Origin of the sequence: Bryocella elongata (genome assembly GCF_900108185.1) — a bacterium.
GTDB classification, from domain to species: Bacteria; Acidobacteriota; Terriglobia; order Terriglobales; family Acidobacteriaceae; genus Granulicella; species Granulicella elongata.
On record NZ_FNVA01000001.1, the window covers coordinates 1,202,540 to 1,216,206 of the forward strand.

Genomic DNA, 13,667 nt, shown 5'->3' on the forward strand with positions numbered 1-13,667 from the left:
ATGTATTCGAGTGATGGGTTCTGAGTTGGGTACGTCAGGTAGGCTGTGCGGGGCATTCGAAGAAAGCGAACCCCGCATGGAGTGGTCGCTCCATGCGGGGTCGTTGCTGGTGGATGTTAGTACGTGATGTGAAGACCAACCTGCAGCGTGCGGGGATTGCTGGTGGACTTGCCAGTAACCTGTCCGAACTGACCGGACGTGGGGTTCAGGTTCGGGCCCGACCAGTTGGGGTGGTTGATGAAGTTGTAGGCATCAGTGGTGAACTCCATGTTGGCGGTATCCGTGATGGCGAACTTCTTTTTGAGTGACAGGTTCCAGTCCTGGTAGCCGGGCTGGTAGATCGAGTCGCGAACGCCCTTCTGCAGGTTGAAGGTGCCTGCCGCCGGCTGCGTGAAGATCGCACTACCATCGGGGTTTGTTGTGGAGAAGTACTGCCCCTTGTTGGTGCTGTAGCCGGCGAACCCATGGAGGATTCTCGGTTTGCCATTCATCACCCAGAACTCGTTCTCTGAGCCGCAGCCGAAGCTGCCTTCTGCCGTACCAACACCGGCGTAGTCGTTGCTGGTACCGATGCCGCAGGGCGACCCTGTCTGAAACTGAGCCACGCCCGCGATGCGCCAACCACCAAGAATCTTGGAGGTCAACGTATGCTGCTCTCGCAGGAACGGCAGAGCCCAGACGTAATTGATCACCACCATGTGCCGGGCGTCATACTCGGAGGGCCCGTACAGATTGCTCGTGTTGTACGTGTCCGGAACGATGTCGCGGTAGTTGGAGCTGTCATCCATGCTCTTGGAGAACGTGTAGCTCAGACCAAAGGTAATGTTCTTCGAGTTGGTGCGCTGCAACGACGCCTGAAGCGAGTGGTAGTTCGAGGAGCCATTGCTCTGCTCCTGCTGGATGGCGGCAAAGCCCTGGTAGGGACGAAGCGCGTTGACGTTCACGCCGGGGTGGGCCTGCTGCGCCCCTGCTGTCGCCTGGTTGATGTCGAAGACACGCCAGTTGTGGAGGCCACGACCTCCCACATAGGCCAGCGTAAACATCGTGGAAAACGGAAGCTGCTGCTGGACCGCAAGGTTCCAGTTGTAGCGTACCGGAGCCTTCAGGTTCTGATTGAGGGTCGTGACGGTAAGCGAAGGCGCCACCGTGCTGTTGAGCGCGTAGCCAGGGTTGTCGACCATCGACGTGAGGTTGCCAGCCACCGCATTGACACCAATGAAGGGCTGGAAGGGTGGATTGCCGCCGGGGAAGATGTTGTCGAGCAGTCCCATGCGCGTCGCGAAGGTACCGAAGCCGCCGCGAAGCACCGCGGTTTGGTTGAGTTCATAGGCGAAGCCCACGCGCGGCTGTACCACGTAGGACGTGTTGACGTAACCATCCTTGAGTTTGGGCGCAAAGAGCAGGCTGCAGGAGCTACCATCGCATGCGGAGTTGATGGTGGAGGGTGTCGCTCCCACGACGCCGTGAGCAGCAGCGCTTGAAGGAAAGCTGGAACGACCGGGGATGACCATGCCGTCATACGGATTGCCCGTGCCAAGCAAGACATTGCCCGTTGTCTGATTCACGGTCGGTGCCGACGACGACTGGTAGGACGCGGGGTCGAAGAATGCAGCATTGCCCCAGGCAGCCTTATAGGGAGTCAGCGCAGTGAAGCGCAGACCGTAATCCACATGCAGTCGCTGCGTCATCTTCCACGAATCCTGTGCAAAGAAATCGTAGGACTGTCCGCGCCATTCGGTGTACGACTTGGGCCCGATCTCCGTGTAGCTGTCCGAGATGCCATACGCGAGATTCGCCATGGCTACACCGGTTGTTCCACCGTAGCCCGTGCGCCCATCGGAAAAGGCGAAGTTGCCGTTCTGGTTATTCGCACCGCCCGGGACCGTCGATACGTTGATCTGGTCGTTGTCATTTTCGCCGGAGTACATCAGCTGAAAGCCGGCCTTGACCGAGTGATTGCCCCAGACCTTGGTGAGGCTGTCCGAGTAGGTGTAGATCGGGCCGCCCGAGTGAGAAGGATATGGGCCACCGGCCAGACCGTAGAAGTTACCAAGACCACTGACCGTTGGAATCTTGTTGGGAGCAGCCTTGGCGCCGGGAATAATGTATGGGAAGTTGATCCCCAGCGTCTGGCGATTGAATCCGGCCAGCGCCGTATTCACCGGGATGTACACCTGATCCAGGCTGTACGTGACGCGAGCCTCATTGATCATGCTGGGGCTGATGATCCAGGTCCAGGTGAGGCCGTTGGTCTGGTTCGGACGGTTGAAGTAGCGTCCCGTCAGGCCAGAGCCCTGATCGAACGGAAGGTACTCGTTGTAGGTCACGTTCTGGCGGCGGAGCGAGAGCGTGTGATGGTCCGTAAGATGAACGTCCACGCTGATCTGCTGTTTGCGCTGGTTGATTGGGTGAGCGGCTCCGGCGATCCAGTTCTGCGTGCCGTTCAGGTAACCCGCTGTTGGACCAGGGTACGCATTGATGATCGCGATACCATTTGCGCTCTGGCGGCCGGTCGGAATTGTATTGTTCGTGAACTGCACGCATCCCGGTGCGCCGCCGGTGAGGCTGGGGCAGGTCGCAGGGTCGTAGACCTTGGTGCCTGTGGCGTACCAGGGATTTGCGCTCAACAACTCACTGAAGTTTCCTTGTCGCATCAGCGTCGTGGGAACGGCCTGCGTCTGCGTATCCGTGTAGCGATAACGGATCCAGTCTTCGGCCACGAAGAAGAAAACCTTCTCACGGAACCGATCGGTCCAGTGCATGCCCGGAATCCATACTGGCCCGCCAAAGGTGAAGCCGAAGTTGTTGTAACGGAAGGGCGAGGCAAACTGTGTCGTCGGACTTTGGTTGCGCGTCCAGGTGTTCGCATTCATCGCCGAATTGCGAAGATACTCATAGGCTGACGCGTGGAAGTTGCGGGTTCCGCTCTTGGAGACGATGCGAATCTGGCCACCGGCGGAGCTTCCATACTCTGCCTGGTAATCCGACGTGAGGATCTGCATCTCTTCAATGGCATCGGGATTCGCCACGCCAACGACCTGTGTGGAGCCGCGGGTGCGGACGCCAGGAGCGCCGTCGAAGGTAACCAGCGTGTCCTGCTGCCGAGCTCCGTTGACGTTGAACGGCACCGAGGTGCCAATGGCGAAGTTGAAGTCGCCCAGCGTGGTGCCGCTACGCATGCCAGGGATCAGTGACCCCATGAACAGTGGGTTGCGGCCATTGAGCTGCTGATCTGTGACGGTCTGCCCGCTGATTTCGCTCTGCATTGCGCCGGACTCGGTTTGCAGCACGACCGCACTTGCTTCCACCTCCACGGTCTGCGTCACCTCGCCGGGAGCAAGCGTTCCCTCGATGTCGAGCGCGGTGCTCGCGGCCAAGGGGTTATGTACGCTGACGAATTTCTGGAAACCGCCGGCCTCAACCGTCATCGAGTATGTCGCCGGCGGCAGGTTCGGGACAGTGTAATGGCCATCCGAATCAGTCATTACCGTGAATGCCTGGTTGGTTCCCTCGTTGCGGACGGTCACCCGCGCGTTGGGAAGTACGGCACCGGACTTGTCTCTCACAAATCCGCTGATGCTTCCCACGTCCGATTGTGAATATCCGGTAACGCTAACGAGAATGATCGTGGCGAAAATCAACCACGAGCGCAAGGCTTTCTTCCACTCGACGTTTTTCATAGGCTCTCCGAAGGTTTGACACAGTCAGGCTGCTTTGTTTTGGCGCACGAATATGATTGCGCTATCAGAGCGGGACAGCTTATACGCTGCGAGAAAATCGATTGTCAACCGATTTAAGCGCTAACGTAGGCCGGTAGTTTGAAGAGTCTGTTAGCGTTCTGAGAGCAGTAGGTGAACACTGATCATGTCCAAACCGTCAACAGTCCGGAAAGCAACGCTGGTCGACGTGGCAAAGGCCGCAGGAGTCGGCCCGATGACGGTCTCTCGCACCATCAATGGCCACCCCTACGTGTCGGAGTCGACCGCGAAGAAGGTCCGCGCGGCCATCCGGAAACTGGGATATCGCCCCAACCAGGCGGCACGAATATTAACCGGCCAGTCATCGAAATCCATCGGTCTGATCGTGCCTGACGTGGCCGATCCATTCTTTTCCGTGGTCAGCCGCGCGGTTCAGCAGGCAGCGCGGAAGGTCGGTTATACCGTCTGGCTGGCAGTGTCAGATGGCGACATCGCCACCGAAAAGGCCGAGATCGAGCAGATGAAAAATCATCCGGTCGACGGCATCGTCCTCGCCCCGGTTAGCAGCCGGGCAAGGCACCTCACAGCGACCGCCCTGGGGTCGATTCCGATTGTGACCATCGACCGTCCGCTCGAGGGCCCTTCCACCGACTCAGTCGAGGTCGAAAACCGCAAGGGCTCGCATATGGCGGTGGAACATCTGCGAAGCCATCGGTATCAAAGAATCGCGTGCATCGCGACGGACTTTCATCTACGGTCGATCAGACTTCGCGTGTCTGCCTACGAAGAATGCCTGCGCCAGGAGAAGTTGCCAGTCACGAAGGTGATTCTCGAACCCGGTGAAGAAGTCCTGCCTGCGCTGAAGGCGCTTTTCAAACTGCGCCAGAAACCGGACGCCCTCTTCATCACTAACAATGTCTGCACCACTCGCGTCATTCAAGCGCTGCAGGTGCTTGGGATTCGCGTTCCCGAGGACGTTGCCCTCGTTGGCTTCGACGACGTTGACTTCTATTCCCTGCTAAGTCCGTCGATCACAGCAGTTCGCCAGCCAGTCGCGGAGATCGGCGCCGCAGCAGCCGAACTCTTGTTGAACAGGATTCGCAATGAAGGACCATCCGCACCGGTGGCCGTCACGCTTCCGGTGGAACTCGTCGTGCGGGAATCCTGCGGATGTCCCCCAAGCAGCCAAGGCTAGGCACAAGTTCCGCCCCATTTTCACCCTGTTCAGGTGCACATCTAGAGGTCTGCTCCGTTGGATGCAATCATCGAGCTGTAGAACTGTGCACTCAGCTTTGGTGTGCGTGTCTGATTCCCGTAATCCACGTACACCACGCCAAAGCGCTTGCTGTATCCATCCGCCCATTCGAAGTTATCCAGCAGGCTCCATACAAAGTAACCTTTGACCGCTGCACCATTCCTGATCGCCTGCCGCATCTGCCCCAGGCAGTTTCGCAGGTACATCACGCGGCCCGTGTCCAGCACTTCACCCCTGGATGTCATCGTGTCCGCGGCCGAACAGCCGTTCTCGGTGATGTAGATCGTCTTCGGTTGCCACAGCTCCTGCACGAGGCGTGGTCCCCAGTGCATGCACTCCGGGCTTACCGTAAGCCACGTGCTAGCCGTGTGCGGAAAGTCGGAAGGCGTTGGCAGCACTTCGTATCCACCTGGAGCGCTGCGGACGTACGTCGATGTATAGAAGTTCAGGCCTACAGCATCCAGCGGCGACGAGATCGTACGCATCTCATCCGCCGTAAATCGTGGGGCATCGTCCTCCAGGCGGCGTAGGTATTTCTCGGTATAGCGGCCCTCAAGAATTGCCGTGAGGTAGGCTGCGTTCTCCTCGCGCATGGCCAATGCGGCCGCGCGAACATCCTCGGGCTCCAACGTCGCAGGGACGGGTGCTACCGGATTCTCACAGAGCCCCACCCGCACGCCCGTTGCGCTATGCGCGCGGATCGCCTGTACGCTCAGACCGTGCCCCATCAGGATGGTGTGGGTCAGTTGCGCCAGCCGCTTTCGCCCCACCGCGAGTCCCGGCGCATGGGTGCCATTCCCATACCCTAGCTCTGCAAACGTGCGGATTTCGTTCATCGTGAAGAAATGCCGCACGCCAGCGCGCGAGAGCTCACCGGCAACATAGCCTTCGTAGTCCGCCAGGTGACGAGCCGTGTCGGGATTCTCCCATCCGCCGTTGTCCTGAAGCGCTTGGGGCAGGTCCCAGTGATACAGCGTGCAGAAGGGCTCGATTCCATTCGCGTGCAACTCGTCCACGAGCTTCTTGTAGAAATCGAGGCCTTGCACGAGCGGCGTGCCGGAGCCTGATGGAAACACGCGCGGCCACGCAACCGAGAATCGAAAGGCCTGCAGTCCCATCCGCTTCATCAGCTGGACGTCGTCACGATAGCGGTGAAAGAAATCGTCCGCGACATCGCCCGTATCGCCGTTCTGCACCTTGCCTGGCGTATGCGAGAAGGTATCCCAGATTGAAGCGCCACGTCCCCCTTCATGCACCGCGCCCTCAACCTGATACGAGGCCGTCGCCGCGCCCCACAAGAAACCTGCGGGAATGCCATCGGGCCCGTGGGGTTCTGACGGCTTCTCTTCGGCCAAAGCCTGCGAGACTGCCGGCACTGCAGCTGCGCTTCCCAACAGGCGCGCAAATTCGCGGCGCGTCCAAAACCCCTTCATGCCACTCCTTGTATGACTCTTTCCAACCTCGGGGACGCGTGCATCCATTGCACGGCAACCGCACGCGCCCCTCCGGGATTCGTTACTTCACCGTCAGTGAAAAAGTGAATGTCTTGACGATGTTGCCTGCCCCGCTCGTCGGCACCGTGGTGGTGCCATTCGGCGTTCCGGTCATCGTCACCGTCACGGTCGAGGTTCCGCCCGGCGTCTGGTTCGCAACGGAGCTTCCGCAGCCGCTCAATCCAAGCAACGCCGAGCAGGATGCTACAACGACCAAAGCGGTGAGCATGCTGTTGCGAATCGAGAGCCACTTCCGCCGCCGCTGCGCACCGAGCAGCAACAAGCTTCCAAACGGGAGCACCCAGGCAACGGTCGAAGGCGCCGGGGTGTCGGTTGTGATCGTCAAGGTGACGGTCTGCGGTGCAAGGTTGGTGCCCGTGAACTGCACGGTTGCTGGGATAAAGGCGCACTGCGTGTTTGCGGGCAGCCCCGAACATGCGAAGTCCACACCGCCGATATAACCGCTGATGGGTGCAATGGTGAACGTGGTGCTAGCCGAGCCCGGCGCGCTGACGGTCATCGACGCCGGCGTGCTGGATACAACATATTGCTGCGAGATGAGCGCCACCTGCACGCCGTTCGACGTCGATCCTCCGAAGCCGGAGTCGCCGCTGTACACCGCCGTGATGGTGTAGGTGCCCGCCGGCAGAGTGGTTGTCGTGACCGTCGCAATCCCCGAGTTGTTCACGCTGGCCGCCGCAAGAACCGTGCCTCCGCTCACGAAGTTGACGGTGCCAGTCGGCTGGCTCGACGTGACCGCCGAGGTCACCTTCGCCGTGAGCGTGATGCTCGTTCCCGGTGGAACACTGACAGCGCTCGTCGCGCTGCTCGTAAGAGTGGTTGTGGTCGGAGCCAACACGACGACGATCGTCGCGGTCTGCCCCGCGCTGGCGGCATAGTTTGCATCGCCACTATAGGTTGCGTCGATGGTATCGTTGCCGGCTGGGAGGCCGGTGATCGTAGCCGAAGCCTGACCATTGGTCAGAGCCACAGTCGTGTAGGTGACGCCGTTCACAAGGAAGGTCACGGTGCCCGTCGGCGTGGTCGTTGAGCCCTGCGACGTCACCACGACATTCGCCGTCACCGAGGTTCCATACGTGGTCGTTCCGCCAGGCGTTATCGTCAACGCGGTCGTTGTCTTGGGCAGATTGATGCCTGTGCCCGTGAAGGCGCCAGTTACAGGCGATGCATTCACTGCATTCGAGCTGATGGTCAGCGTCTCCGTGCGCACGCCCTGGGCCGTCGGATCAAACGATGCCGCGACGGCGCAACTCGTACCGCTGGCGATCGACGCCCCGTTCGCACAGGTGTTTGTCGCAGTGGTGCTGATGGTGAAGTCGCTCGTGTTCCCTCCAGCCGAGTACAGCGGCGAGCCAAAGGTCAGGGAGGTATCGCCACCGTTGCTGAAGATCAGGCTCTGCGCCGAGGTCGCTGCACCTACGTTGCTCTTGCCAAGGTTCAGCAGCCCTGCAGTCCGCTCGATCTCTGTGACCGAAGGCCCATTGGCATCCGCCACGTAGAGATTGCCCGCGCTATCCAGTGCCGCCGACACCAGTTTGCTGAAGCCGCTGCCCAGGGAGGTTGTCGCGTTGGTGTTGTAAGACCCACCGCTGTATGCGATGCGGGTCACCGAGGTCCCGCTGTTCTGCACCACATACAGGCTGCCCGCATCGTCGACTGCAATCGTGCCGGGAGTGCTCAGCCCGCTGACAGCTGTCGTCGCGACTCCGCCGCTAACGGTGGATATCGTCCCCGCCGCGCTGTCGGAGACATACAGCGTGCCGCTGGCATCGAATGCAAGGCCTGCGGGAGCGGTAAGCGCCGCCACCGTCATGCGGCTTGTGAAGTTCAACGTACCGCTCTGATTCGGAATGCGCAGCACCGTACCAGCGCCGGTGTTCGCGACGAAAAGGCTGCCTCCGGCTCCGAACTGCAGTGACGAAGGGCTGTTGAGTCCCGTGACCACGGCGGTCAGCGTGCCGAAGGTTGTCCCGTCAAAGGGGATCTCGAAGATTGTGTTTGTTCCCAGGCTCGCCACGTAGACACTGCCGTCCGGCCCCACAGCGACAGCACCGGGCAATGACAGCCCTGAAGCGATCACGGTTGCGGTCGTCGCTCCCGCGGGGAGATAGGACACGGTTCCCTTCGCGCTGTCCGTCGCAAAGACATTCCCGGCCGGATCGACGGCAACACCTGCAGGAGTGGCCCAGCCAGAGCCCAATGCGATCTGCGTTCCCGGGTCCACCGTCAATGCTGCTCCCGAGCCCTGACCGGTCACGGCGACCTCTCCAGCAAGTCCCGCTGCGGTGAGCAATACCACGGCATCCTTGCGCATACCCGGCGTGGATGGCGTGAACGTAAGGTCGATGGTGCAGGAAGCTCCAGGCGCGTAGGTTCCGGTTGCCGCGCACGAACCCGTCCCGGCGTTCGCGACCTCAGTCGAGACCCCCACGCCTGACGCGTACCGGAAACCCGTCAACGTCGTCGCAGCGTTGAAGACTACATTCACCGTCTGCGTCGCAGAAGTGGAACCGACCGCCACTGCGGCGAACCGCACATTGCCGATCGTGTTCTTGAAGACGTTCGTGCCGTCCGTCGCGTAAAGAGTTCCGTCCGCACCCACAGCGATGTCATTCACCGAACTCTGATTGAGGACAGTGAACGCATTCGCCCCGGACAGTGCGCCGTTGATGTACGGCACCTCCACGACCGAGCTTCCAGTGGTCACGAAGACGTCACCCGCAGCGTCAGCGCGCAAGCCCGCGATGGGACTGAACGTGGCACTCACTGCGGTAGCGCTGGTTGCGCCTGCGGGCAGGCTGTACAGCACACCGCCCGTCGAGTACGCAAGATCACCTGCAGCATCGGCAGCAACATGTGAGTTCGCATCCAGCGTCACGCCCGTCACCGTCGAGCACACACCGGCCGAGGTGATCTTGAACAACGGTGTCTCATTGTTTCCGGCGACGTACACATTGCCAAGACCGTCGGCGGCAACGTCCTGCGTGCCCAGGTAGTACCCATCCAGCGAGTTACACGCCGGAGCCAGATCCGTTGCCGCGCCACCGTTGATCGCGACCTGCCACAGGTGGCCCGCATAGTCGGTCATGTAGGCATAGGTGCTGTTCGCCGCTACGCCCTTCGGATAGCCTCCGCCACCTGAGGGAGCGGTATACAGCGTGATCTCCGCGCCTCCGCCTGCCGGCCGTTCAGCAAGAATGCCGCTCCCCGGCCGCGTGAAGAAGAGGTCTCCCGCCGGGTCCGTGGCCAACGCCTGGGCTCCCGACAGATTCGTGTAAGGCATCGTGCGGTACGAAGTCACTGCCGCGGGTACCACAAATGTCTGTGCCCTCATGGCGACCGCACCGGCCGCGACTCCCACCGCCAGCAAACAGCTCTTTTTCCATCCGGAAAGATTGCGCATCATCCTGCTCCTCAGAATTCTTCAACTCACATGCCGCTTTAGAAGGTGAACTTCGCAGCCATCTCGACGACACGACGGCCTTCCCGCAAGGGAGCAATGCCAAAGCCGCTCTGCGGCGTCGCCAGGGCCGGATTCGCCGTGTATCCATCCGCCGCAGTGTTACTCAGGTTCAGCTGAATCTGGTTGGGAAACGACGTCGAGAACGTCGTCAGCGGATGGTTCAGAAAATTGAACGCCGCGAACCGAAGCTGCAGGTTGCGCGCCCCGCCAAGAGGCACATTGCGCATCACCGTCAGATCGCTGTTGAAGAATGCGGGACCATGAATGTACGGATAGTTGAACGGCCCGTTTTGCCCGATCTGCGGCAGCTCGAAGCAGCTTCCGTTGACGAACTGATGCGCCGCCGTGTGCACGGAGGGATCGCAGGTGAGGAGCGGCTGCAGCTGCACGTCCGGAGTTCCCAGGAAGGTCTTGTTGTCCACGTTCAGCTGCGTCCCTCCGGTCGGTCCCAGCTTGCCGGTGAGGTTGAAGTTCGCATAGTAGGTGGCCTGCAGGTCCGGTCCGCTCTGCAGCCCGGTAATCCCCGAGATGGCCCAGTGATTCAGCACGATCTCCAACGGGCGATGCCCCTTGTACGGCGCACCTTCGTCATAGCTATAGGTCGCATTGAAGATATGCGTGTGGTCGAAAGAGAGTACGCCGTAGTTATTGCGCAGGTTCGTGGCATCCACGGCGTTGCCGTTATAGAAGCCGTCCTTGACGCCCAGCGCCTTGCTCCACGTGTAGTTGAAGCCGTAATTCAGCTTGCCCGCCTGCTTTGTCCACGCCGTCTGGAGCCCGTTGTAATAGGAGTAGAGGTTATGCCGCGTCTCATAGACGTTGCCGAGATTCGGATAGGGACGATAGTCGTTCACCTGGCTAGCGGAAAGCGAATCGATCGCACCCAGCGGCGTCACTGCCCCCGTGATCGGATCCGGCTTGAAGAACGCGCCGTACGGAACCGGGTTGATGTTCTGCAGCGAAAGGGTGAGGTTGTTCACATTCTGCGCTGTCAGGTAACGGCCCTGATTGCCGGAGTACGCGACCTCAAGCTGCGAGTGACCCGGCATCTGCTGATCCAGCGTGAGGCTGTAGGTGTAGGTCAACGGCTGCTGGCTATCGTTGCGATCCAGCACGTAGCTGTTCGTGGAGGCCGAACCAGAGGAGTAGTTGCCCGTTCCGACGGACGCTCCCACGTTCGTAGCACCAACCTGGTTCAGGTCAATGCCCGCGCCGCCGGAGATGGTTGTGACGATAACTCCCTGCGCCTGAGCCGCGGCCAGTTGCACAACGTTCCAGTTGTCGTGGTTGCGATACATACCCCAGCCGCCGCGGATCATCGTCTGTCCATTGCCGCGGACATCGAATGCCATGCCCACGCGGGGTTCATAGAACGCGAACCGCGACGCTGCGCCCGACGTGGGCACTGAGGGATTGATCGCGTGATACGTGTACCCCTGATGCGCGCTTGTGGTGCTGGCGGCCGTCGTCGGATCGAAGACCGAGATGCCAACTCCATGCGCATCGATCCAGGGCCCCAGGTGCTCGAACCGCATGCCGTAGTCGACCGTGAGACGCGACGTGACCTTCCAGGAGTCCGTCGCGTACCAATCGATGTTCCAGAAGTACAGGTTCTGCTGCGGTTCGCTGCTCTGCTGGTTGTACTGCTCGATCATGCCCTGCAGGAAGTTAGCGAGATAGTTCCCGCTGGTAAACACCGTGGCGCCGTTAGGGTCAGTAAACGTCGATCCGTAGTAGTAATCCGCGATGCGTCCGCTGGTGCTTGAAACACTCGAGGACAAGCGTTGATTGTTCACCACCTTCTGCACCATCCCACCTGCCTTGATGGTGTGCGACTTCACCGCGTACGTCACGTTGTCCGTCACAGAGGGCAGCATCTTGTTGGCATACGGCTGGCCCACGCTGAAGTCAGGAGCGAGCATCAGCGGCAGGCCATCCAGTCCGTAGTCGCTGAACTGTGGATATTGCGTGCTGTTGCTCAACGGCGCTCCGTTGGCGCCGGTGAGGCCGGCATAGGCCGGGCTTGCTGGATATCCGATCGTGGACTTCAGCAGCGCCGCAGGCGTCTTCGGCACAAACGCCTGGTGCAGCCACGTGATGTTCGCCTGCACCTCGTTCGTCAGTTTTGGCGAAGCGATCACTGTCAGGTTCAGGCTTCCAGTCTGCGAGTCGACTGTGCTCAGCAGGCCGCCTCCCGGCGTATCGATGCCGCCCATCGGAGCTGTCTGCGCTGGAGAGTAGTACGGAACTTCAGGGACGCCGTCCTTGCCGCGCTCGATGTTGTAAGTTCCAAACAGCTTCACACGATCCGAGAATGAGTAGTCCATCCGCGTGCGTGCCTGCCAAAGATCGTTGTTCACGAGGTTGGTGTGGTAGTAGTTGAAGCCGTTGAGTGGCGCCGAGTTCGGCAGAGGAATAATGCTCAACAGCGCCTTGGCGCCCGGATCGATGTAGCTTGTGCCAATCTGGCCATTGCCGATGACGTGACCATCGCGCGTCTGCGTTGGCACCACCGCGATGTTGTTGTAGCTCGCGTTGGCGACGACGCTGGTCCCATTCGGATTGCACCCGCTGATGATGCTGGTCCCCAGATACGCCTGCAGCTCCGTGCAGCTGAAGTCACCGTTGCGCATGTTGGCCGTTGGCACCAGCGCATGCGCAATCGCCTGCGAAGCGCTGCCGTACGCGTAGATGTTGCGCTGTGCGTAGTCCTCGGCGCCGACGAAGAAGGTCAGCTTCTTCGAGTGATTGAAGCTCGTTCCCGGAATCTTCAGTGGCCCGCTCAGGTTCGCACCCGGATAGACATAGCGGTCCTGCGGTTTGGCCTGGCCTTCGTACTTCTGCAGCCAGTCCTGTGCATTCAACTGAGACGCGCGGGCGTAGGCGTATAGCGAACCGTGGTAGTCCTGCGTTCCGCTCTTGCCCACCGCATTCACCACGATGGGTCCGTTCGAGGTCTCGGCGGTGAAGTTCGAGGTCTGCACCTTCACCTCCTCGACCATCTCCTGGTTGACGTTTTGCACGGAATCGCCATAGTTACCCGGGTCGGAGACGTTCGCTCCATCCGAGAGCAACGTCACGCCGTTCGCTGCATTGCCGCTCGCCGCATACGAGCGAAGAGCTCCCGTAATGCTGACCTGCGAAGGGTCATACTGCGTGTTGTCGATCGAGTTCGACGTCTGCGCGATCGCAAACCCAGGCAGCGTCTTCACCAGCTCGCCTACATCGCGGCCTTCCACCGAGAGCTTCGCGATGTCGCTGCTCGTAATCAGCGTGCTCCGCTCGCCGGAATCGATCAGGCCCGCATCATTTGCCGTGACGGTCACCACCTGCGTCACCTCGCCCACCTTGAGCACGACCTTCGAAAGGTTCTGGCTGTCCTGCGGATTCAGGTGCACCCCCTTGACCACGGCGCTCTCGAAGCCCGTATAGCTCACGGTCACGGCATAGTCGCCCGTCGGGACCGCGGCAAAGACAAAGCGCCCTTCCGAGTTCGACTTCGTCTTGCGCTCGCTGCCGTTGTTCGTGTTCCTCAGCGTCACGTCTGCACCGGGAACGATCGCCCCGGTAGTGTCCAGCACATTACCGCTCAGCGTCGCTGTGGTCGTCTGGGCCATAGCAGCTGTTGGCGCCAGCAGTACTGCGGCCGCTGGAGCCATCCCCGCCCCAAGCAACACGGCACGCACCGCCCGTACCAAGACTGTTCTCCTCTTCGTAACGTTCGTAAAACCCATGAC

General features: G+C 60.5%; 5 protein-coding genes. 1 reads left to right on the top strand and 4 read right to left on the bottom strand.

The window, feature by feature from the left end:
- Positions 1 to 116 precede the first annotated feature (116 nt).
- Positions 117 to 3,680 carry a TonB-dependent receptor gene (locus C4S68_RS04840; protein ID WP_103931823.1) on the bottom strand — a complete coding sequence of 1,188 codons (3,564 nt, stop codon included), beginning with the start codon at positions 3,678 to 3,680 and terminating at the stop codon, positions 117 to 119.
- A 184-nt stretch (positions 3,681 to 3,864) separates the two neighbouring features.
- On the opposite strand from C4S68_RS04840, the gene C4S68_RS04845 reads away from it, so the two are divergent.
- Positions 3,865 to 4,893, top strand: a complete 1,029-nt coding sequence (locus C4S68_RS04845; protein ID WP_103931824.1) for a LacI family DNA-binding transcriptional regulator — start codon at positions 3,865 to 3,867, stop codon at positions 4,891 to 4,893.
- A gap of 41 nt (positions 4,894 to 4,934) precedes the next feature.
- On the opposite strand, the gene C4S68_RS04850 is transcribed toward C4S68_RS04845, so the two are convergent.
- From C4S68_RS04850 to C4S68_RS04860, 3 genes are all read right to left on the bottom strand, one after another.
- Positions 4,935 to 6,386, bottom strand: a complete 1,452-nt coding sequence (locus tag C4S68_RS04850; protein ID WP_103931825.1) for a GH1 family beta-glucosidase — start codon at positions 6,384 to 6,386, stop codon at positions 4,935 to 4,937.
- A gap of 82 nt (positions 6,387 to 6,468) precedes the next feature.
- Positions 6,469 to 9,873 carry an Ig-like domain repeat protein gene (locus C4S68_RS04855; protein WP_103931826.1) on the bottom strand — a complete coding sequence of 1,135 codons (3,405 nt, stop codon included), beginning with the start codon at positions 9,871 to 9,873 and terminating at the stop codon, positions 6,469 to 6,471.
- Between the two features lie 35 nt (positions 9,874 to 9,908).
- Positions 9,909 to 13,547, bottom strand: a complete 3,639-nt coding sequence (locus C4S68_RS04860) for a carboxypeptidase-like regulatory domain-containing protein (protein WP_160114992.1) — start codon at positions 13,545 to 13,547, stop codon at positions 9,909 to 9,911.
- Between the last annotated feature and the right edge of the window lie 120 nt (positions 13,548 to 13,667).

Coding starts and splice junctions, on each gene's coding strand:
- C4S68_RS04840 (WP_103931823.1), bottom strand. CDS start 3,680: ATGAAAAACGTCGAGTGGAAGAAAGCCTTGCGCTCGTGGTTGATTTTC.
- C4S68_RS04845 (WP_103931824.1), top strand. CDS start 3,865: ATGTCCAAACCGTCAACAGTCCGGAAAGCAACGCTGGTCGACGTGGCA.
- C4S68_RS04850 (WP_103931825.1), bottom strand. CDS start 6,386: ATGAAGGGGTTTTGGACGCGCCGCGAATTTGCGCGCCTGTTGGGAAGC.
- C4S68_RS04855 (WP_103931826.1), bottom strand. CDS start 9,873: ATGATGCGCAATCTTTCCGGATGGAAAAAGAGCTGTTTGCTGGCGGTG.
- C4S68_RS04860 (WP_160114992.1), bottom strand. CDS start 13,547: ATGGCCCAGACGACCACAGCGACGCTGAGCGGTAATGTGCTGGACACT.